Source organism: Azospirillum sp., assembly GCF_035627195.1.
Taxonomy (GTDB): Bacteria; Pseudomonadota; Alphaproteobacteria; order Azospirillales; family Azospirillaceae; genus Azospirillum.
On sequence record NZ_DASPMG010000191.1, the window covers coordinates 1 to 21,527 of the forward strand.

Annotated in this window: 18 protein-coding genes and 2 pseudogenes; 8 read left to right on the plus strand and 12 right to left on the minus strand. The window is 70.4% G+C overall.

The window, feature by feature from the left end; translation table 11 throughout:
- Positions 1 to 499, plus strand: a pseudogene (locus tag VED21_RS17455) (hypothetical protein); the annotation flags it as partial.
- A 5-nt stretch (positions 500 to 504) separates the two neighbouring features.
- Entirely contained in the window at positions 505 to 1,656 is a 1,152-nt protein-coding gene (locus VED21_RS17460) for a glycosyltransferase (protein ID WP_324884283.1), read from the plus strand.
- On the opposite strand, the gene VED21_RS17465 is transcribed toward VED21_RS17460, so the two are convergent.
- From VED21_RS17465 to VED21_RS17500, 8 genes are all read right to left on the minus strand, one after another.
- Positions 1,590 to 5,066: an indolepyruvate ferredoxin oxidoreductase family protein gene (locus tag VED21_RS17465; RefSeq protein WP_324884284.1), complete on the minus strand. Its 3,477-nt coding sequence runs from the start codon at positions 5,064 to 5,066 to the stop codon at positions 1,590 to 1,592. The genes VED21_RS17460 and VED21_RS17465 overlap by 67 nt on opposite strands.
- Before the next feature lie 100 nt (positions 5,067 to 5,166).
- On the minus strand, positions 5,167 to 5,424 hold the full coding sequence (locus VED21_RS17470) for a hypothetical protein (protein WP_324884286.1): 258 nt from the start codon (positions 5,422 to 5,424) through the stop codon (positions 5,167 to 5,169).
- Between the two features lie 174 nt (positions 5,425 to 5,598).
- Positions 5,599 to 9,306, minus strand: coding sequence for a vitamin B12-dependent ribonucleotide reductase (locus VED21_RS17475; protein WP_324884288.1), 3,708 nt, complete (start codon positions 9,304 to 9,306; stop codon positions 5,599 to 5,601).
- Positions 9,307 to 9,853: 547 nt separating this feature from the next.
- Positions 9,854 to 11,392 (minus strand): hypothetical protein, encoded by a 1,539-nt coding sequence (locus tag VED21_RS17480; protein WP_324884290.1) that lies wholly within the window; start codon positions 11,390 to 11,392, stop codon positions 9,854 to 9,856.
- Positions 11,393 to 11,395: 3 nt separating this feature from the next.
- On the minus strand, positions 11,396 to 12,544 hold the full coding sequence (locus tag VED21_RS17485) for a glycosyltransferase family 2 protein (RefSeq protein ID WP_324884293.1): 1,149 nt from the start codon (positions 12,542 to 12,544) through the stop codon (positions 11,396 to 11,398).
- Positions 12,545 to 12,788: 244 nt separating this feature from the next.
- Entirely contained in the window at positions 12,789 to 13,235 is a 447-nt protein-coding gene (locus VED21_RS17490; RefSeq protein WP_324884295.1) for a bacteriohemerythrin, read from the minus strand.
- Positions 13,236 to 13,377: 142 nt separating this feature from the next.
- Positions 13,378 to 14,391 (minus strand): DUF6352 family protein, encoded by a 1,014-nt coding sequence (locus tag VED21_RS17495; protein WP_324884297.1) that lies wholly within the window; start codon positions 14,389 to 14,391, stop codon positions 13,378 to 13,380.
- A 40-nt stretch (positions 14,392 to 14,431) separates the two neighbouring features.
- A complete protein-coding gene (locus VED21_RS17500) occupies positions 14,432 to 15,364 on the minus strand; it encodes an alpha/beta hydrolase (RefSeq protein WP_324884299.1) in 933 nt (310 codons plus the stop codon).
- Positions 15,365 to 15,565: 201 nt separating this feature from the next.
- Between VED21_RS17500 and VED21_RS17505 the strand changes: the two genes are divergently transcribed.
- Positions 15,566 to 15,940, plus strand: coding sequence for a hypothetical protein (locus VED21_RS17505; RefSeq protein ID WP_324884301.1), 375 nt, complete (start codon positions 15,566 to 15,568; stop codon positions 15,938 to 15,940).
- Between the two features lie 8 nt (positions 15,941 to 15,948).
- On the opposite strand, the gene VED21_RS17510 is transcribed toward VED21_RS17505, so the two are convergent.
- Positions 15,949 to 16,755 (minus strand): SDR family NAD(P)-dependent oxidoreductase, encoded by an 807-nt coding sequence (locus tag VED21_RS17510; RefSeq protein ID WP_324884303.1) that lies wholly within the window; start codon positions 16,753 to 16,755, stop codon positions 15,949 to 15,951.
- A gap of 378 nt (positions 16,756 to 17,133) precedes the next feature.
- Between VED21_RS17510 and VED21_RS17515 the strand changes: the two genes are divergently transcribed.
- The 3 genes from VED21_RS17515 (at position 17,134) to VED21_RS17525 (ending at position 18,872) form a co-directional block, all read left to right on the plus strand.
- Positions 17,134 to 17,583 (plus strand): MaoC family dehydratase, encoded by a 450-nt coding sequence (locus VED21_RS17515; protein WP_324884305.1) that lies wholly within the window; start codon positions 17,134 to 17,136, stop codon positions 17,581 to 17,583.
- 135 nt (positions 17,584 to 17,718) lie between these two features.
- Entirely contained in the window at positions 17,719 to 18,684 is a 966-nt protein-coding gene (locus VED21_RS17520) for a bifunctional riboflavin kinase/FAD synthetase (protein ID WP_324884307.1), read from the plus strand.
- On the plus strand, positions 18,681 to 18,872 hold the full coding sequence (locus VED21_RS17525; protein WP_324884309.1) for a hypothetical protein: 192 nt from the start codon (positions 18,681 to 18,683) through the stop codon (positions 18,870 to 18,872). Before VED21_RS17520 ends, VED21_RS17525 begins: the two co-directional genes overlap by 4 nt.
- Positions 18,873 to 18,876: 4 nt before the next feature.
- On the opposite strand, the gene VED21_RS17530 is transcribed toward VED21_RS17525, so the two are convergent.
- Positions 18,877 to 19,218, minus strand: coding sequence for a type II toxin-antitoxin system PemK/MazF family toxin (locus VED21_RS17530; RefSeq protein ID WP_324884311.1), 342 nt, complete (start codon positions 19,216 to 19,218; stop codon positions 18,877 to 18,879).
- On the minus strand, positions 19,215 to 19,466 hold the full coding sequence (locus VED21_RS17535; protein ID WP_324884313.1) for an AbrB/MazE/SpoVT family DNA-binding domain-containing protein: 252 nt from the start codon (positions 19,464 to 19,466) through the stop codon (positions 19,215 to 19,217). Before VED21_RS17535 ends, VED21_RS17530 begins: the two co-directional genes overlap by 4 nt.
- Positions 19,467 to 19,650: 184 nt before the next feature.
- Between VED21_RS17535 and VED21_RS17540 the strand changes: the two genes are divergently transcribed.
- Positions 19,651 to 20,349: an orotate phosphoribosyltransferase gene (locus tag VED21_RS17540; RefSeq protein ID WP_324884315.1), complete on the plus strand. Its 699-nt coding sequence runs from the start codon at positions 19,651 to 19,653 to the stop codon at positions 20,347 to 20,349.
- 20 nt (positions 20,350 to 20,369) lie between these two features.
- Positions 20,370 to 21,188, plus strand: coding sequence for a cyclase family protein (locus tag VED21_RS17545; protein WP_324884317.1), 819 nt, complete (start codon positions 20,370 to 20,372; stop codon positions 21,186 to 21,188).
- 30 nt (positions 21,189 to 21,218) lie between these two features.
- On the opposite strand, the pseudogene VED21_RS17550 reads toward VED21_RS17545, so the two are convergent.
- Positions 21,219 to 21,527 (minus strand): annotated as a pseudogene (locus VED21_RS17550) (methylamine utilization protein MauG); the annotation flags it as partial.

The following is a 21,527-nucleotide window of genomic DNA, read 5'->3' on the forward strand; positions in this document are numbered from 1 at the left end:
GGTGTCGGCGCCCACGCATCTGGTGGAGGTGTTGCGCCCCGACGGCAGCCCGGCCCCGCCCGGCGAGGTGGGGGAACTGGTGGTGACCCTGCTGACCAACGCCGCGATGCCGCTGATCCGCTACCGCATCGGCGACCGCGCCGCCTGGGCAGTGGACGCTGACGATCCCTGGCCGGTGCTGACGCGCATCCAGGGGCGCACCAGCGATACCTTCACCGCCATGGACGGCGCCACGGTGGACGGCGCCCTGTTCCTCTACGTCCTGGAGGAGCGGCCGTGGATCGCCCGCTACCGCGTGACGCAGGACGCTTTGGACCGCGTGCTGGTGGAGGTGGTGCCGGCCTCCCCGCCCCCGCCGGCCGACCTTGCCGACGTGGAGCGGCGCATCAAGGACGTCATGGGTGCGGCCTGCGCGGTCGAGATCCGCACGGTGGACGACATCCCGGTCAGCCCGTCCGGCAAGTTCCGCTACCTCGTCTCGCGCGTGGCGGGAGCGTGAGCGGCATGGCCGGGCGGATCGCCTTCCTTCTCGGCAATCTCGGCGGCGGCGGGGCGGAGCGCACCATGCTGCTGCTGGCCGGCCGCTTCGCCGCCGCCGGGCACGGCGTCGACCTCGTGCTGGGGCGCGCCGACGGCGCCCTGGCCAGCGCGGTGCCGGACGGCGTGCGGGTGGTGGATCTGGGCGCGGCGCGCACGCGCACGCTGGTGCCGAAGCTGGCGCTCTGGCTGCGGCGGGAGCGGCCGGGCGTGCTGCTGTCCACCACCGACGCCGCGAACCTCGCCGCCGTGGCGGCGCGCGCGCTGTCCGGCGTGCCGCTGCGCCTCGTGCTGCGCCAGTCGGAGGCGGTGGCGCCCAGCCTGCGCGGCGCCACGCGCTGGCGCGACCGCTGGCGGCTGCCGTTGCTGCGCTGGCTCTACCCGCGCGCCGACGCCATCGTCGCCATCTCGCACGGTGTCGCCGAGGATCTGGTGGCGACGGTGGGCCTGCCCCGCGACCGCGTCACGGTGATCCACAATCCCGTGGACGTCGCCCGCGCCGCCGCGCTGGCGGCGGAACCGCCGGACCACCCGTGGTTCGCGGCCGGCGAACCGCCGGTGGTGCTGGCCGTGGGCCGGCTGGTGCCGCAAAAGGATTTCGCCACGCTGCTCGACGCCTTCGCCCGGCTGCGCGCCCGGCGCCCGGCGCGGCTGGTGGTGCTGGGCGAGGGGCCGCTGCGCGCCGCCCTGCTGGCGCACGCCGAGTCCTTGGGCGTGGCGGCGGACGTGGCGTTCCCCGGCTTCGCGGCCAACCCCTTCCCCGCCATGGCGCGGGGGGGCGTCTTCGCCCTGAGTTCGCGCTGGGAGGGCTTCGGCGTCGTGCTGGTGGAGGCGCTGGCCTGCGGCTGCCCGGTGGTGAGCACCGACTGCCCCAGCGGCCCGGCCGAGATCCTGGAGGACGGCCGCTGGGGCGCCCTGGTCCCGGTGGGCGACGCCGCCCGGCTGGCAGAAGCGCTGGAGGCGGCGCTGGCGGCGGCGCTGGACGACCCCGGCGACGCGGACGCCCGCAGACGGCGCGCAGCGGACTTCGCGCCGGAACGGGCGTTGCCGCTCTACTCGGCGGCCTTGGGCATCGAATGGGTGCCCCGGAACTCCTCCAACAACGCCGCCCAGCGCTGACGCACTGCGGCGAGCGCCTTCTCCTTCACATGGCCAAAGCCGCGCACCTCCAGCGGCAGGGCGGCCAGCGTCACGGCGGTCGCGTGGCTCTCCGGCGTCAGGGCGCGCAGCAGCTCCTCCACCAGGGCTTCGTACTCGGCGATCAGGCGGCGTTCGGTGCGGCGCTCGGCCGTGTAGCCGAAGACGTCCAGCGGCGTGCCGCGCAGGCGCTTCATGCCGGCCAGCGCGCGGAACACCGGCAGGATCCACGGCCCCAGCGCCATCTTGCGCGGCTCGCCCCCACCGTCGCGCGGGCGGGCCAGCAGCGGCGGGGCGAGGTGGAAGACCGGCTTCCAGTCGCCCTCGAATCGCTCCTCCAGGCGCGCACGGAAGGCGGGGTCCGTATGCAGCCGGGCCACCTCGTACTCGTCCTTCACCGCCAGCAGCTTGAAGTATGCCCGCGCCACCGCGTCCGCCAGATCCGTGCGGCCGGCCAGCACCGCCGCCTCGCGGGTGCGCACCCGCTCCACGAGGTCGCGGTAGCGGGCCGCATAGGCGGCGTCCTGGTAGCCGGTCAGGAAATCCACGCGCCGCGCCACCACCTCGTCGATGCGGCGGTCATGCGCCGGTTCCGGCGCCAGCACGGGGGCGAGCGCCTTCGGATCGTGCGCGGCGAGGCGGCCGAAGGCGAAGGCGCGGCGGTTGAGGTCCACCCCCACCCCGTTCAGCTCTATGGCGCGGTCCAGCGCCTCCGGCCCCACCGGCAGCAGCCCCTTCTGGAACGCGTAGCCCAGCAGGAAGACGTTGGCCAGCATGGCGTCGCCGAACAGCGCGGTGGCGATGCGGCTGGCGTCCACCGCGTCCACCCGCTCCGCCCCGGCGGCGGCGCGGAGCGTGGCGAGCAGGTCGTCGGCCGGCGGCTGGCCGGCGGGGTTGCGGGTGAAGGCGCCGGTGGGCACCACGTGGGTGTTGGCGACCACGCGCGTGTGGCCGGCGCGCACGGTGCGCAGCGCGTCGGTGTTGACCGACACCAGCGCGTCGCAGGCCAGCACGAGGTGCGCCTGCCCCGGCTCGATCCGCGCCTGGTTCAGCAGTTCCGGCCGGCGCGCCGTGCGGACGTAGCTGTAGACCGCCCCGCCCTTCTGCGCGAAGCCGGTGAAGTCCAGCACGCTGGCCGCCTTGCCCTCCAGGTGCGCGGCCATGGCCAGCAGCGCGCCGACGGTCACCACGCCGGTGCCGCCCACACCGGCCACCAGCACCTCGGCGGGCTCGAACGGCAGTTCGCGGAAGGGAACCGGCAGCGCCGCCAGCGCGTCGGCGAAGCGCGCCTCCAGCGCGCCCGAATCCGGCTTGCGCAGATTGCCGCCCTCCACCGTCACGAAGCTGGGGCAGAAGCCCTCGACGCAGGAATAGTCCTTGTTGCAGGAGGACTGGTCGATCTGCCGCTTGGTGCCGAACGCCGTCTCCACCGGCTGGATGGACAGGCAGTTGGATTTGCGCCCGCAGTCGCCGCAGCCCTCGCACACCAGCTCGTTGATCACCACGCGCCGGGGCGGGTCGGGCATTTGGCCGCGCTTGCGGCGGCGGCGCTTCTCGGCCGCACAGGTCTGCTCGTAGACCAGCGCGGTCACGCCGGGCGTGTCGCGCAGCTCCCGCTGCACGGCGTCCAGCTCGTCCCGGTGGTGGATGGTGGTGAAGGGGGCGAGGCCGCGGGCCGGGCGGAATTTGTCGGGCTCGTCGCTAACCACGGCGATGCGCCGCACACCCTCGGCCCGCAGCTGCTGCGTGACCGCGGCGACGGAGATCGGCCCGTCCACCGGCTGGCCGCCGGTCATGGCGACGGCGTCGTTGTAGAGGATCTTGTAGGTGATGTTGACGCCCGCCGCCACCGCCTGCCGGATCGCCAGCGAGCCGGAGTGGTAGTAGGTCCCCTCCCCCAAATTCTGGAAGACGTGGCCGCGTTTGGAGAAGGGCGCCTGCCCCACCCAGTTGGCCCCCTCCCCGCCCATGGGCGTCAGGCCCTCCACCCCGCGCTCCATCCAGGAGGCCATGAAGTGGCAGCCGATGCCGGCCAGCGCCTTGCTGCCGTCGGGCACGCGGGTGGAGGTGTTGTGCGGGCAGCCGGAGCAGAAGTAGGGCTGGCGGACCAGCGGCGGGGCCGGCGTGCCCGCGGCCGGCAGCAGCTCCGCCAGACGGGCGGAGAAATCGCGCTCCGGCAGGCGGCGCTTCAGCCGCGCGGCCAGCGCTTTGGCGACGATCCACGGCCGCAGTTCACCGGTGCGGGGCAGCAGCGGCGCGCCCGTCTCGTCCGCCTTGCCGGTCACGGCGCGCGGGCGCTCGGATTCGCTCTGGTGGAACAGCAGCTCCTTGATCTGGCCCTCGACGACCGGCGCCTTCTCCTCGACGACGAAGACCTCCTCGGCGCCGGCCACGAAGTCGCGCATGCCGTGCGGCTCCAGCGGCCAGGACAGGCCGACCTTGTAGACGCTGATGCCCAGGTCGCGCGCCTCCACCTCGCCGATGCCCAGCAGGCGCAGCGCCTCCATCAGGTCCAGGTGCGCCTTGCCGGTGGTGACGATGCGCAGCCAGCCGCCGTCGCCCAGGATCCGCCGGTCCAGCGGGTTGGCGCGGGCGAAGGCGCGCACGGCGTCCAGCTTCGCCGCCAACCGCTCCTCGATGCGCAGGCTGGGGAAGTCCGGCCAGCGGTAGTGCAGCCCGCCCGGCGGCACCGGGTGGCCGACCGGCGTGCGGAAGGCCCGCTCCACGTCCGGCAGGTCGACGGTGGCGGCACTCTCCACCGATTCCGAGATCGCCTTGAAGCCCACCCAGTTGCCGGAGAAGCGCGACAGCGCGTAGCCGTACAGACCGAAGTCCAGGTATTCGCGCACGCCCGACGGGTTCAGGATGGGCATGGACCACGCGATGAAGGCCAGATCGCTCTGGTGCGGCATGCTGGACGACACGCAGCCGTGGTCGTCGCCCGCCACCACCAGCACGCCGCCGCGCGGCGAGCTGCCGTAGGCGTTGCCGTGCTTCAGCGCGTCGCCGGAGCGGTCCACCCCCGGCCCCTTGCCGTACCACAACGCGAAGACCCCGTCGCACCGCCCCTCGCCGCTGGCCTCCACCTGCTGGCTGCCCAGCACGGAGGTCGCCGCCAGATCCTCGTTGATGCCCGGCTGGAAGGTGATGCCCTGGCCGGCCAGCCGTTCGCGCGCCTGCCACAGCGCCTGGTCCAGCCCGCCCAGTGGCGAGCCGCGATAGCCGCTGACGTAGCCGCGCGTGTTCAGCCCGGCGCGCCGGTCCCGCTCGGCCTGCAGCATGAGGAGGCGCACCAGCGCCTGCGTTCCCGTCAGGAAGACCCGCCCCTGCGCGCGGTCGTAGCGGTCGTCCAGGCGGTAGTCCCTGTCGGTCGTGCGGATCGAGCCGTCCATCCTCCGCCCCTCCCTTTCTTATGGAAAGTAGGGCGCGGCGGTGGGTTTTTCGATTCCGGCCTTCGGGGAGGCCGGTGGCGCAAGGGGGGAGGCCGCCCGGCTATGCCCGTTCCCGCACGGGGATGGGGCCGGGACGGCGCACGTGTTCGATCACCCGGACCACCTCGCCGTCGCGCACGCCGACGAGCCGCCACTCGCTGCCGGGGGCGGGGGTGGCCGCCATGTCGGCCGCCAGCCGGGCCGAGAAGAAGGCGCGTGCCTCGGCCAGATTGTCGAAGGCACCGCACAGGTACCAGACATCCGGCATGTAATTCGGACCACGGTAGTTCACGTGGTATTCGGCGCCATCATCCGTCATGGAGCCTCCTGCCTGATGCGTACGACACTGCATTTTATAACGCAGGGGCCGATCGTCACCCCTGGCCTTTGGGTGTAGGCACTCCCAAAGGGGGATTTGCAGGTTGGTGCCCCAAAAGCAAAGAGGCCGCCCACAAGGGGCGGCCTCTCGCTTCGCATCAGGTCCTGACCGGCCTTACGAGCAGCCGGTCGTGCTGCCGCAGGTGTCGCACTTCAGGCAGGTGCCGTTGCGGACCAGCGTCATGTTCCCGCACTCGCCGCAGGGATCGCCCTCGTAGCCGCGGGCCTTGGCTTCGCGGATGCGGTCGAAGCGGTTGTCCGAGTAGGTGCCGCCGTAGGCGGTGCTGACCGGGGTGTGCGCCGTGGCGTGGCCGCCGTAGGTGGCCGCCGCGGTGGCGACCGCCGCCGATTGCGTCACCGCCGTGTGCGCCGCCGCCGCCGTGCCGGAGGCCGCGGCCATCGCCATGGCGGCGACGGCGCGCTGGGCCTGACCGCCGTCCAGCACCCGCAGGTTGTTGCGGACGTAGCCGGTGGAGGCCACCTTGCGGACGATGTCCTGCGGCTGCACCTCGGACTCCGGCAGGTCGCCCTGCTTGTCGCCGCTGCCGACGGTGAACGGCAGCAGGTCCTCCGTCGTGGCGTGCGACAGGTCGTGGCGGCCGAGGTAGGAGATCGCCAGCTCGCGGAACAGGTAGTCGATCACCGAGGTCGCCATCTTGATGGCGTCGTTGCCCGACACCATGCCCGACGGCTCGAAGCGGGTGAAGGTGAACGCCTCGACGAACTCTTCCAGCGGCACGCCGTACTGCAGGCCGATGGACACCGCGATGGCGAAGTTGTTCATCAGCGAGCGGAAGGCGGCGCCCTCCTTGTGCATGTCGATGAAGATCTCACCCAGGCGGCCGTCCTCGTACTCGCCGGTGCGCAGGTAGATCTTGTGGCCGCCGACCATGGCCTTCTGCGTGTAGCCCTTGCGGCGGTGCGGCAGCTTCTGGCGCTCGGCGATCTTGCGCTCGACGATCTTCTCGATGACCCGCTCGACGACGCGCTCCGACACGATCTGGGCGCGGGCGGCGTTCGAGGACTCGACGATCGTGTCGACCGTCTCGGCCTCCTCGTCCTCCAGCAGCTGCGCCTGCAGCGGCTGGCTGAGCTTCGAGCCGTCGCGGTACAGCGCGTTGGCCTTCAGGCCCAGGCGCCAGGACATCAGGTAGGCGTCCTTGCACTCCTCCACCGTGGCCGAGTTCGGCATGTTGATGGTCTTGGAGATGGCGCCGGAGATGAACGGCTGGGCGGCCGCCATCATGGTGATGTGGCTGGCCCACGACAGGAAGCGCTTGCCGATGCGGCCGCACGGGTTGGCGCAGTCGAAGACCGCCAGGTGCTCGTCCCGCAGGTACGGCGCACCCTCCAGCGTCATGGCGCCGCAGCAGAAGGTGTTGGCCGCCTCGATCTCGGCCTTGGAGAAGCCGAGGTGCGTCAGCAGGTCGAAGTTGGGACCGTCCATCACGGCGGCCGGGATGCCCAGCGTGCCGGTCAGGAAGTCGGCACCCAGCGTCCACTTGTTGAAGACGAACTTGATGTCGAAGGCGCTGGCCAGCGCGTTCTCCAGCTTCACCAGACCCTCGTCGGTGAAGCCCTTGGCGCGCAGCGCGTCGTGGCCGATGGCGGGCGCGCCCTTCAGCGTGCCGTGGCCGACCGCGTAGCGCTCGATCTCGGCGATCTCGTCCTCGTCATAGCCCAGCGTGCGCAGGGCCTCCGGCACCAGCCGGTTGACGATCTTGAAGTAGCCGCCGCCGGCCAGCTTCTTGAACTTCACCAGCGCGAAGTCCGGCTCGATGCCCGTGGTGTCGCAGTCCATGACCAGACCGATGGTGCCGGTCGGCGCGATCACCGTGGCCTGCGCGTTGCGGTAGCCGTGCTTCTCGCCCAGCGCCAGCGCGCGGTCCCAGGCGCGGCGGGCGGCCACGGCCAGCTCGCTGTCGGGGCAGTCGGCGGCTTCGAAGGGCACCGGCTTCACCGACAGGCCCTCGTAGCCCTCGGTCTCGCCGAAGGCGGCGCGGCGGTGGTTGCGCATGACCCGCAGCATCGACTCGCGGCTCTTCTGGAAGGCCGGGAACGGGCCCAGCTCCTCCGCCATCTCGGCCGAGGTGGCGTAGGCGACACCGGTCATCACCGCGGAGATGGCGGCGCAGTAGGCGCGGCCCTCGTCCGAGTCGTACGGCAGGCCGGACGCCATCAGCAGGCCGCCCAGGTTGGCGAAGCCGAGGCCCAGCGTGCGGAACTCGTACGACAGCTGGGCGATCTCCTTCGACGGGAACTGCGCCATCAGCACGGAGACTTCCAGCACGACGGTCCACAGGCGGCAGGCGTGCTCGAACGCCTCGACGTCGAAGGCGCCGTTCGGCATGCGGAACGACAGCAGGTTCAGCGACGCCAGGTTGCAGGCCGTGTCGTCGAGGAACATGTACTCGGAACACGGGTTCGACGCGTTGATGCGGCCGGACTCGGGGCAGGTGTGCCAGTCGTTGATGGTGGTGTCGAACTGCACGCCCGGATCGGCGCAGGCCCAGGCGGCGTAGCCGATCTTCTCCCACAGGTCGCGGGCCTTCAGCGTCCGGTGGACCTTGCCGTCGGTGCGGCGGATCAGGTTCCACGGACCGTCGTTCTGCACCGCCTCGAAGAATTCGTCGGTGATGCGCACCGAGTTGTTGGAGTTCTGGCCGGCCACCGTCAGGTAGGCCTCCGAATCCCAGTCGGTGTCGTAGGTGCGGAATTCGATCGCGGCGAAGCCCTGGCCGGCGAACTGGATGACGCGCTGGATGTAGTTCTCCGGGATCTGCGCGTGGCGGGCGCCGATGATCGCCTTGCGCAGCTCGCGGTTCTCCTTCGGGTCGAGGCCGTTCTGGGCGGCGGCCATGACGCGGTTCATGTGCTCCTGGCAGATCTTGGAGCCGGCGACCAGGGCGGCCACCTTCTGCTCCTCGACGACCTTCCAGTCGATGTAGGCCTCGATGTCCGGGTGGTCGAGGTCGACGGTGACCATCTTGGCGGCGCGGCGCGTGGTGCCGCCCGACTTGATGGCGCCGGCGGCGCGGTCGCCGATCTTCAGGAAGCTCATCAGGCCCGACGACTTGCCGCCGCCCGACAGCTTCTCACCCTCGCCGCGCAGGCGGGAGAAGTTGGAGCCGGTGCCCGAGCCGTACTTGAACAGGCGCGCCTCGCGCACCCACAGGTCCATGATGCCGCCCTCGTTGACGAGGTCGTCGGCGACCGACTGGATGAAGCAGGCGTGCGGCTGCGGGTGTTCGTAGGCGGACGCCGAGGAGGTCAGCAGGCCGGTCTTGAAATCGACGTAGAAGTGGCCCTGGCCCGGGCCGTCGATGCCGTAGGCCCAGTGCAGGCCGGTGTTGAACCACTGCGGGCTGTTCGGGGCCGCCATCTGGGCGGCCAGCATGAAGCGCATCTCGTCGAAGAAGGCGCGGGCGTCGGCTTCCGAATCGAAATAGCCGCCCTTCCACCCCCAGTACGTCCAGGTGCCGGCCAGACGGTCGAAGACCTGCTTGGCCGAGGTCTCGCCGATGTAGCGCTTCTCCTTGGGCAGTGCTGCCAGCGCGGCTTCGTCGGCGGTCTTGCGCCACAGCCAGGAAGGAACGGTGTTCTCCTCGACCGGCTTCAGCGCGGCGGGGACGCCGGCCTTGCGGAAGTACTTCTGCGCCAGGATGTCGCTGGCGACCTGGCTCATGCCCTCCGGCACCTCGATGTCGGACTGCGAGAACACGACCGAGCCGTCCGGGTTGCGGATCTCGCTGCCGGTGCGGCGGAAGCCGATGGCGGCGTAGGCGTCCTGCCCCTCGATCGTAAAGCGTCGCTGGATCCGCATGGTGATTCGGGCTCCCTTTTTCTGACTGTCGTATGGCCTAGGCCGCGCCTGCGCTGGCTCATAGGCACCAGATCCTGTATGGTGGCGGCATCCTAACACGATCGATTGGGCCGGCAAGCTCTTTGACCAGATGTTGGGCCTATCGACCGGACCTATCCCCAGCATATTGACACGTTGTGGATAACGGGCAAAACCGCCGACGGTTCCCGCCGATTTTCGACGGTTCGGCCGAGTCGCTCCCACCCGCAAGTGCCGTTTCCCGCATCGCAAATCGCGGGACTCACGAACGCCCCGCGGGCAAGAAGTGTTTCAAAGTCATGACAGGTAACGCCAGCGCGTTCCAGCGCCCCGGCGGCGACGGCGCGCGGCCCGATTCCTTACCCCGTCGGAATCACCATTTGCACGGTGCGGGGCCGGAGTTGTTCACACGTTATCCACCGAGTATTGGGGATAATTCCGGCAGCCAAACGCTTGACGGATCACGGTTCCGGCGCGGCGTTCCGCCGCGGGCCAGCCGAACACGCAAGCCAACACAAGATATAGTGTGCTACTCGACGCGCACGATGCCGCGGCCGGCGATGCCGGCGCGGTAGGCCTCGGCCACGGAATCGTCGAAACGCTGCTCGCCGCGCCAGTCGCCGCTGGCGTAGATGGGGCGGCCGAAGGGGCGCAGCGTGTCCAGGAACTCCTGCCAGCTCTGGCCGCCGCGCAGGCGCACGCGGGGGTGGGCGACGGCGAGGTCGGGGCGCAGGTAGAACACCTCCGGCGGGCCGAAGCCGAAGATATAGACGCTGCCCGGCGGCACGGCGGCGAGGCGTTCGGCCTCCGCCCGCCGGACCGCCTCGTAGGACGGCGCGCCGGACGCGCGGAAGGCGAGCCACGGGCGCACCGTGTACTGCGCCACCCCGGCGAGGCCCAGCGCCAGCACGCACGCGGTGAGCAGCCACGCCGCCCGCCCCTGCCGGCGCAGCACGCGCCAGAACGCCCAGACGGCGATGGGCAGCAGCCCCGTCGTCACGAATCGCGGATCGAAGCCGTCGAAGTACTGCCGCGCGCGCAGCAGCACCACGGCGGCGAAGAAGGTCAGCCCGGTGACCAGCGCCCAGCGGGCGAAGCGGTCGGCGACCGCGTTCGCCACCGGGTCGGCCACCGGCACCTCCCGCTCGCGCCACGCGACCAGCGCCACGGCCAGCGCCGGCAGGCCGAACAGCAGCGCGTTCAGTGCCAGCCCGCGCGCGTCCAGCGCAACGTCGAGGAATACCGGGTTGACGGCGCCCCAGAAGCCGCGCGCCGCCTGCATCGCCAGTTCGCCCAGCGGCGTCTGGTTGGGGATTCGCGTCGTCCCGGTGGCGAGCCCGGTGTGGGCGAGGTTGTTCCACAGGTACAGCGCCGCCAGCCCGCCCGCGATCGCCAGCGCGCCGGACAAGGCGAACGCCATGCGCCAGCGCCGCCGCCACGCGGCGTGCAGCACCGCCAGCCCGCCCACTAGGAAGGCGAAGGCGCCGACGTAGCGCAGCAGGAACAGGCCCAGCGCCGCCGCCGCGATTCCGGCGGCCACGGCGACCGCGCGCTCCGTGTCCTCGGCCGCCGCCAGCAGGCGGATGAGGAGGAACTGGAGCAGCAGGAACGGCGCCTCGGCCAGCGTCCAGGCGTGGGTGTCCAGCACCGGCCAGAACAGGTACAGCCCGCCCGGCGCCAGCGCCCAGGCGCCGAACACGCGGTACAGGACAAACAGCCCGCCGCCGATGCACGCCATGTTCAGCAGCTTCGCCGCCCAGAACACGTCCACCGGCACCACCACGTTCACGGCCGCGTTCACCGCCGCGATGAGGAACGGGTAGCCCATCGGCCAGACGGAGAAGAGCGGGAACAGCGTGTCCGGCCGGTCGATGCCGCTCTTGAACACGCCGGCCCCCAGGCCGCGCCCCTCCAGGATGAAGCGGGCGAGCCGCATGTAGAGCGTGCTGTCGTTGTTCAACAGGCCGATCGGGCTGATCCAGCTGGCCACCGCCACCGTGCCCGCCGCCAGCGCGAACACGGCCAGCAGCGCCCACGGCGTGACGCGCGCGAGGAGGGCCGGCGGCATGCGTCAGTCGCCCGCGCCGCGGGTGTGCAGCGATTCGAAACGGGGGGTCTCGGCGGCCGGCCGGACCTTGGGCTTCGACCAGGTGAAGGTGGAGCTGACGCCGAAGTTCCACACCGCACCCACCGTGGCGCCCAGCAGGCCGGCCAGCGGCCAGGGCGCGCCCAGCGTGAACAGCGATTCCGCCACCTGCAGGTTGACCACCGCGCCGATGGCGCAGGCCACGTAGAAGGACGCCAGCCCCCACAGGAAGCGGCGACCCTTCAGGCGCCGGTCGCGGTAGGTGAACTGGTTGTTCAGGTAGAAGTTCACCGTCATCGCCGCCGCCGTCGCCGCCGCCTGCGCCGCCACGAAGCCCAGGCCGACGCCGCGGAAGGCCAGCGCCAGCAGCGACAGGTGCACGGCCACGCCGAAGGCGCCCACCAGCACGAACAGCACGAAGCGGATGGGGATCAGCTTGCCCACCAGCTTGTCGGCCAGCAGGATGGCGAACTCCAGCATCACCAGGGTGTCGAGCTTGCTGGCGCCGCTGTGGCGCTGGCGAAAGTGCAGCGGCACCTCGCCGAAGCGCAGGGAGCGCGGGGCCGAGGCGAAGAGGTCCAGCAGGATCTTGAAGCCCTGGCCGGAGAGGTTGCGCGCCGTCTCCTCCAGCACCTCGCGCCGCAGCAGGAAGAAGCCGCTGAGCGGGTCGGTGAGGCGGGCGCCGGTGACGAGGCGGCTGAGGCGGATGCCGACGCGGCTCAACCGCTCGCGCGCGGAGGAGAAGCTGCCCAGACTGGAGCCCTCGGCGAAGCGGCTGGCGACGACGATGTCCAGCGCCTCGCCCTTCAGCTTGGCCAGCATGCCGGGCAGCAGCGTCTCGTCGTGCTGGAGGTCGGCGTCCATCACCGCGATCGTCGGCGCTGCGGTGCTGAGCATCCCCTCGATGCAGGCGGACGACAGGCCGCTGCGGCCGATGCGGTGCAGGCAGCGCACGTTGGGCCGTTCCTGCGCCAGCCGGCGCAGCAGCTCCGTCGTGCCGTCGGTCGAATCATCGTCGACGAAGATGGCTTCCCAGGCCAGCCCGGCCAGGACCCGGTCGAGCCGCTGGAGGAGCGGCACGATGTTGCCGACCTCGTTCAGCGTCGGGATGACCACGGCGAGTTCGACGGACATAATGCGGGCGTCGGCCTTTGTTTCCAGTCGCGCCAGCTTTAAGGCCGGGGTGCCGCATGGTCAAGGATGGGGAGGCGGCGGGCCGCATTTCGGCAAGGGAACAGCCGGGAGAAGAATTGGAGACACGGATGAACACGGATGCCGGCGAGACCGGCCGCGGATGAACACGGATGAAGAAAAAAATTCTTGATCCGTGTTCATCCCTGAAAAATCCGTGTTCATCCGTGTCTCAGAACCACACCTCTTACGCCGCTTCCACGCCGCGGTCGCGCAGGAAGGCGCCCAGTTTCTTGTCGACGCCCAGGATGTGCCCGGACAGCCATTTGCCCAGGAAGCCCAGCACGAAGGCGCCCTGCTCGCCGCCGGCGTCCAGCGCGTTGTTCACGTCGTGCACCTGGCGCACGAAGGTGTCGTGCATCGTCTTGTGCGTCTCGTAGTCGGGATAGCCGTGCTCCCGCATCAGCCGCTCCTCGCGGTCGAAGTGGTGGTCGGTGTACTCCAGCAGTTCGACCAGCACGCTCTCGATGTCGGAATCGGCGCGGTTGTCGTTCACCGCGGTGACGAACTCGTTGAACAGCTCGAACAGGCGCTTGTGGTCGGCGTCGATGTCGGCGTGGCCGACGCCGAAGCTGTCCTGCCACGCCACCGTGTCCCAGCGCGGCTCGGTCGGCTTCATCGTTTTGGCAAGCATGGCGGCGTCCCCCGTTGGGCGGCTTGAAAACCGCATTTTTTGTGCGGCCATTATGGCGGCCGGGAACGCGCCGCGAAGGCGGCAATCCGCCACACGGACGAAAAGACGCAGGCGATCAGGCGGTCGATCAGACGGCGGTCGATCAGATGGTGGCGGCCAGCGGCAGGTTGACCAGCAGGTTCTGCGGCTTCAGGCGCAGCGTGCGCTCCGCCGTCATCGCCATGGCGAGGTAGACCGGGCGCCCGGCGACGTCGGCGCGCATCGCCGCCGGGTCGGCGAACTCCAGCCGGAACAGCGCCAGGATGCGGGCCAGCCGGTCCTCGTCCACCTCCACCCCATTGTAGAGGTCGTTGAGGATCGCCGTGCCCTCGGCGTCCAGACCGACGTGCCAGACCCAGCGCTCGTCGCGGATCGTCTGCACCGGCTGGATGGAGACCTTGACGCCCAGGAAATGCGCCACCCACCGCTCCAGCACGCGGGCCAGCGCGTCCAGACCGGCGGCCGCGAAGGTCACGTCGATCACCGTGTCGTGCCGCTCGTCCCGGCCCCAATAGGCGTGGTGGCTGGTCTCGTCCAGGATGTCCAGCTCGACCGAGCGCGGTGCCGTTCCCGCCTCCACCACCAGCCGGCCCAGGCTGCCGAAGCCGCCGGTCTTCGCGTGCATCGCCACCGTCTCGGCATCGGCCAGCCGCACGCGCCCGTCGTCCACCGACACCGTCTGCTCGCGGAAGAACAGCTCCCCCGCCCGCGCGCGCAGGCCGGACGGCGTCTCGTCCAGGATGCCGCGCAGGATGGCGTGGACCAGCTGGTCGACGAACAGCGACGGCACGCCCCGCGCCCCTTCCCGGAACAGGCGCAGGTAGCAGGCCTCCAGCGTGCCGGCGGCCAGCAGCCGGTCGCGGAAGCCCAGCCAGACCCGCCAGTTCTCCACCGCGTCCGGGTCGGCCAGCGCCGCCACCTCGGCCTCCCCCACCGGCCGGCGCGGATCCTCCAGCAGGCGGTCGAACAGCGCCCGCTCGGCCGCGCAGCTTTCCGGCACCGGCGCCATCTCCGGCCGCTGCAGGTAGGCGCGCAGGAAGTCGTCGGTCACCGCCAGATGCCCGTCGGCGTCGCGGGTCAGCAGGTGGTAGCCGGACTGTCTCCAGAAATCGGGCATGGCGGGTCCTTGCCGGGGAAAGGCTGTCACTAAGGTGGGGTCAGGCCAGGGCCGTCGCCAGAAAGGCGTCGATGTCCGCCCACACGGCGTCGCGGATGGCGTCGCATTCCATCAGCAGCTCGTGCTTGGCGCGCGGGAACTCGACCAGCGTGCAGTCCCGGAAGCGCCTGGCGACCACGTGGTGGACGCGCGAATCGACCACAAGGTCGTCGGGCGCGCTCAGCAGCAGAACGGGCGTCAGCACGTGGTCCAGCGGCAGGCTGCGCTGCACCGCGACCGAGGAGCGCATGGCGGCGCGCAGCCAGCCCCAGGTGACGCCGCCCACGCGCAGCTCCGGCCGCTCGCCGTAGGGGCCGTGGAAGGCGGCGTAGCGGCGCGGGTCGCTGGTGATGACGTTGTCAGCGAAGAACGCGGCCTCGGCCGGGTCGTAGTCGCCCCGCCCCGGCGCGTAGCGCGTGGCGCAGCCGAACACGCAGGCCGCCTCGGCCAGCGCGCGGGCGACGGCGCCGGGCAGGCGGCGCAGGTTGATGGCGTACATCGGCGCCGACAGCACGGCGGCGCGGAACCGCTCGGGGTAGGCGGACAGGTACAGCGTGGCGACCAGCCCGCCCATGGAGTGCGCCATCAGCACCGACGGCCCCGCCGAGTCCGGCGTCACCACGTGGTCGATGAAGTAGGCGAGGTCGTCGCGCAGCGTGGAGAAGCTGAGCAGGTGGTGCTTCTGCCGGTTCGCCAGCGGCCGGTCCGACAAGCCCTGGTTGCGCCAGTCCAGCGCGAAGACCTGATAGCCGCGCGCCAGCCACGATTCGGCCGTCTCCTGGTACTTTTCGATGAACTCGGCGCGGCCGGTGACCAGGGTGACGGTGCCGCGCACCTCCCCCTCCGGCCGCCAGCGGGCGGTGCGCAGGCGCACGCCGTCGGGCAGCTCGATTCTGCCGAACTCCGGCGCCGGCCGCGTCATCATCTGGTCCATGGTCCCTCCCGCCCGACTGACGGGGCGGATTGAACCACCACCGGCCGCTCCGGTCCAGCCCGAGCCGCCGGACCGCGCTCCTGTGACAAAGCCCCAAAAGGAAATCCATTTGCGCAAAAAGGAATATTTGGGATTTGACTTAAGTTAGTTGCCCCGCAAAGAATGAGCTCCGCGTTCCTCATCCCTCCCTGGAGTTCCATTATGGGTTTCAAATACATCAAGACGGCGATGGCTTCGGCGGCCCTGGCGCTGGCGATCGTCCCGGTCGCGGCCCTCGCCGGCCAGCAGGACTTCTCGATCGTCAACAAGACCGGCTACGCCTTCAAGCACATCTACGTGTCCGAGGCGAACAACAACAGCTGGGATGACGACATCCTCGGCCGCGACGTCCTGGACAACGGCGAGACGCTCGACGTGTCCTTCGGCAAGGGCGAGAAGACCTGCATCTGGGACATGAAGGTCGTCTACGACGACGGCGAGAGCGCCATCTGGGAAGATCTGAACCTGTGCAAGATCACCAAGCTGACGCTGCGCTGGAACAAGAGCACCGGCGTCACCTCGGCCGCGATCGACTGAGTTCGCCTCTAAGGCCGCGGCGACCGTCCGAAGCGGTTGCCGCGGTCGAGGACGGACAGCAGGGCGCCCAGCCCGCCGGTGGCCGCGTGGCGCGACCACAGGAAGGGGCGCAGCAGCTGGCGCGTGCCGAAGCCGCTGACGTGCACCGTGCGCCGCCCCAGCGCCGCCAGCCCGTCGCGCGCCACGTCGTCCGGCTCCGCCGCGCCCGGCAGCGAGCCGACGGCGAAGCCCGACCGCTCCCCGAACCGCGTGCGCGTGGCGCCCGGGCACAGCACCAGCACGTCCACCGGCTTGCGCCGCAGCTCGCTCGCCAGCGCCTCGCCGTAGGACAGGACGAACGCCTTGGTGGCGCTGTACGTGGCCAGGTACGGCACCGGCTGGAAGGCGGTGGTGCTGGACACCAGGATCAGCCCGGCCCGCCGGCTGTCGCGCGCCGCGCGGTCGATCATCCCCGGCAACAGGGCGCGCGTCAGCACGGCCACGGCGGTGACGTTCAGCTCCACCGTCTGCTTCTCGGCCTCCTCCGGGTTCTCCAGCACCGCGCCGAAGGCGCCGACGCCGGCGTTGTTGATCAGCAGGTCGACCTCCAGCGTGCGCGCCTTGTCCACCAGCGCGGCGCGGCCGTCGTCGGTGGCGAGATCGGCGGCCAGCACCTCGACCGCGCGGCCCGGACGGGACAGGTCTTCCTGCAGGCGGGTCAGCGCCCCGGCGTCGCGGGCGGTGATCAGCAGGCCGGTGTCGGCCGGCAGCGCGCGGGCGAACGCCTCGCCGATGCCGGAGGACGCCCCGGTGACCAGGGCGAAGCGGTGTGGCATGGGCGGGCCTCCGGCGGTGCCTCTCTTGCGGTTATCCTGAACCCTCGTGCCGCCGGGCGCGGAATCAACTCACCCGAACGGGGCAACCCGATTCGCCAGGACGAAGGGCGGGCTTCGCCTTCTTGGGAACATGCCCGTTCCCTGCCCTGACGGTCAGCAATACCCCTCCCGCCGGGATCCGACATCGGTCTCGGCCGTTTTGCACCTGCGATGAACGGACGGAGACAAAGAAAGGCTCTTTCGGTCGGGCATGCCGAAATTTACCTTTTTTTTCCAGGAGCCGTATTGTCATCATGATCCCGCGGCGCATATACCGCGCCGCATCATTCGTATCTTGCGCCGCAGCAACGCGGACGCGACGGAGAAGGAAATCCGCGTATGGACGATGTTCGTCAGGTCTCGAAGGAACTCGACGGCTATTACCTCGAGGATCTCTCTGTCGGCATGAACGCCGCCTACGCCAAGACCATCACCGATGCCGACATCGTGCTGTACGCGGGCATTTCGGGCGACACCAACCCGGTGCACCTGAACCAGGAATACGCCAGCGGCACCATGTTCCAGGGCCGCATCGCGCACGGCATGCTGACCGCCGGCTTCATCTCGGCGGTGCTGGGCACCAAGCTGCCGGGGCCGGGCTGCATCTACATCTCGCAGAACCTGAAATTCAAGGCGCCGGTCCGCTCCGGCGACACCGTCACCGCCCGCGCCACCATCACGGAAATCATCCCTGAGAAGCGCCGCGTGATGATGCGCACCGTCTGCACCGTGGGAGACACCGTCGTCCTGGAGGGCGAGGCGATGCTGATGGTCCCGTCGCGCGGCTGATGCCCGGCCGATCCGGCACCTGATCCGGCACGGGCGTCGCTCCCGGCGCGTTTACCCCGCGCCGGGGCTGGTCTATATACTCGCCCAGCGGTGTGGCCCGCCCTTCCGGCGGGCCGCTGCGTTTGAGGCGTTTCCATGCGACTGTTCCGACACACCACCGACCTGCCCGCCGACGCACGCGGCGCCGTCCTGGCGCTCGGCAACTTCGACGGCGTCCACCGCGGCCATCAGGCGGTGATCGGCCAGGCGCAACGCATCGCCCGCGATCTCGGCGCGCCTACCGGCGTCCTTTCCTTCGAGCCGCACCCGCGCAGCCTGTTCCGCCCCGGCGACCCGCCCTTCCGCCTGTCGCCCTTCCGCGTGAAGGCCCGCCACGTGGAGGCTCTGGGCGTGGATCTGATGGTCGTCTGCCACTTCGACGACCGCTTCCTGCACAAGAGTGCGGAGGACTTCGTCGAGGAGGATCTGGTGCGCGGCCTGGGCATCCGGCACGCGGTGTGCGGCGCCGACTTCCTGTTCGGCCACCGCCGCGCCGGCGACGTGGCGCTGCTGGAACGGCTGGGTGCCCGGCATGGCTTCGGCGTCACCGCCGTGGGGCCGGTGGCCGACCCGCAGGGCGGCGTCTATTCCTCCACCCGCGTGCGCGACGCGCTGCTGGCCGGCAACCCGCGCGAGGCGGCGCACGTGCTGGGCCGGGCGTGGGAGATCGAGGGCCGGGTCGAGCACGGCGACAAGCGCGGCCGCACCATCGGCTTCCCCACCGCCAACCTGGAGCTGGGCGAGTACCTGCGCCCGGCCTTCGGCGTCTACGCCGTGCGGGCCGGCGTCGACCACGGCCCGGCCACGGTGTGGCACGACGGCGTGGCCAACCTGGGCCGCCGCCCGACGGTGGGCGGGCTGGCGGAGCGGCTGGAGGTGCACCTGTTCGACTTCGCGGGCGACCTCTACGGCCAGCACCTGCGCGTGCAGCTCATCGAGTTCGTGCGGCCGGAGCGCAAGTTCTCCGGCCTGGAGGAGCTGAAGGCGCAGATCGGCCTGGACGCCGACGCCGCGCGCCTCGCCCTGTCCCGGCCGGCGGCGGCCCGGCCAACGGCGGAATGACGGCCATGCTGGTGGAGCGCGTCATCCTCCTGCTGTTCGTCCTCGGCCGCGGCGGCCCGGCCACCGTGGACTTCGACACCTTCGCCCAGTGCGAGGCCGCCCGCCCGCAGCTGGTCGCCGTCTACCAGGACATGACCGGCAACGAGGTCTTCGCCCGCTGCGTGGCGCTGAAGCTGCCGGCGAAGTGAGCCTTCAGTCGCCGCGCACCAGCGCTTCGCCGATGTCGCGGACCCTTTGCAGCACGTCCGGCGGGCAGTCGTCGAACTTCTCGGTCCTTCGGGCCTGATAATCGACGGTGCGCAGTTCGTTGGCGAGCACCACGCCCTTGGCGCGCCGGGCGCCCCGCATCGGCACCTCGAAGGAACCGCCTTTGGCCTTCGTGGTCATCGGCACAATCAGCGCCAGTCCCGTGGCCACGCTGTAGTAGGCGGGCGTCAGCACCACCGCCGGGTGCCGGAAGGCCGTCTCGTGACCGGCCTGCGGACTGAGGTCGATCCAGACGATGTCACCGGCATCCGGAACATAGCCGCTCATAAGGTCTCGCGGCCCCGGGGCGCGTCATCCCACGGGCGCTCCTGCGGGCCATGCCGGTGCCGCTCGGGGTCGAAGCCGTCCACCAGCTCACGCAGGGACGGTTTGTGGGCCGGCTGGATGAGGACCCGGCCTCCCTCCTCACGGAAGGTAACGGGGCCGCCGCCGTCGATCCCCAGCAGGCGCCGGATGTCGGCGGGAATGGTCACCTGCCCCTTGCTGGTCACCTTGGCCTTGCGGACCACGCCCATCGCCGCATCTCCTTCCCGATCCCGGTAAGCGCCACTTACCATACAATCGCCGGCCTCCCCGGTACAGTTCCCGCGTCGCATGGAAAGAACCTGCACCGTCCGCGGGGGGCGTTGCGAATCCGCGGACCAGCGGCTACACAGGGCACGCTCCGATCAGCCCCGTGACCTGCGAAAGGCCCGCCCCATGCCCACCAACTTCGCCGCCCTTCCCGACAAGGCCGTGATCGCCGCCACCGCGGCGAAGCTGCTCCTGGAAATCAAGGCGCTGCACTTCAACGCCGAGAAGCCGTTCATCTTCACCTCGGGCTGGGCCAGCCCGGTGTACACGGACTGCCGCCGCATCATCTCCTTCCCGCGCGCCCGTGCGGCGCTGATGGACATGGCGGTGGCGACGATCATCCGCGAATGCGGGTACGAGAGCATCGACGTGATCGCCGGCGGCGAGACGGCCGGCATCCCCTTCGCCGCCTGGATTTCCGAGCGCATGGGCCTGCCCATGCAGTACATCCGCAAGAAGCCCAAGGGCTTCGGCCGCAACGCCCAGATCGAGGGCGTGGTGGAGGACGGCCAGCGCGTGCTGCTGGTGGAAGACCTCGCCACCGACGGCAAGAGCAAGGAGAACTTCGTCACCGCGCTGCGCACCGCCGGCGCCCAGGTGACCGACACCTTCGTGATCTTCCACTACGGCATCTTCCCGCAGTCGAAGACCAACATGGAGAAGATCGGCGTGCGCCTGCACGAGCTGTGCACCTGGTGGGACGTGCTGAAGGTCGCGCGCGAGAACGCCTACTTCGACGCAAACACCCTGGACGAGGTGGAGAAGTTCCTGCACGCTCCGGTGGAGTGGTCGGCCGCCCACGGCGGCAAGTCCACCATGGACTGACACGATAACGGAGTAACGCGATGAAGGTTCTTGCCGCGGCGGTGGCCGCCCTGGTGCTGACGACGGCCACCGCCGGGGCGCAAGGCCCGACCGGCCTGTGGGGCGTGGTGGAGCAACTGCGCGGCAAGACCTTCGTCGACCTGACGCACGCCTTCCGTCCGGGCATCCCGCACTGGCCCGGCTTCGACGAGGAGGAGCGCGTCGTCCTCTACCATTACGACCCCGGCGTGGGCCGCAAGGGCTCCGGCTTCCTGGTGGAGGAGTTCCGCCACGTCGGCCAGTGGGGCACGCACGTCGACCCGCCCGCGCACTTCTTCCGCGGCAAGCGCGCGGTGGACGACATCCCGGTCACCGAGATGCTGCTGCCGCTGGTGGTGATCGACGTGTCGGCCAAGGCGGCGGCCAACCCCGACTACCAGGTCACCCTGGACGACCTGAAGGCGTGGGAGGCGAAGCACGGCCGCGTGCCGCAGGGCGCCTTCGTGGCGCTGCGCACCGACTGGTCGAAGCGCTGGCCGGACGCCAAGGCGATGCGCAACGCCGACGACGCCGGCACCGCCCACTATCCGGGCTGGAGCAAGGAGGTGCTGACCGCCCTCTACGAGGATCGCAAGATCACCGCGTCGGGGCACGAGACCACGGACACCGATCCCGGCATATCGACCAGCCGCGACGACTATTCGCTGGAAGCCTACATCCTGTCGATCGACCACTACCAGATCGAGCTGCTGGCCAACCTGGACAAGGTGCCCGAGGCCGGCGCCATCGCCGTGGTCACCTTCCCCAAGCCCGAAAAGGGCTCCGGCTTCCCGGCCCGCGTGTTCGCCATTTTGCCGTGAGGCGCCAGCGAAAACCCAACGCCAGCCCCGCTATTCCTTGAGCAGGTGCTCGTAACGCGCGTCGGTCAGGGTCTTCAGGAAGGCGACCAGCGCCTTGATACGCTTGGTGTCCAGCGCCGGGCCGGTCTCCAGTTCCTTCAGCGACAGGGTCTTGGCGACCTCCGGCTGGCCCCAGGGCTTGCCGGTCTCCGGGTTGATCTGCGCCGATTCCGCCGTGCTGTTGTACTTGTTGTAGAACCGGATGACCGTCTCCAGGTCCTTGAAGGCGCCGTTGTGCATGTAGGGGCCGGTGACGGCGACGTTGCGCAGGGTCGGCGTCTTGTATTTGCCGTCCTGCGT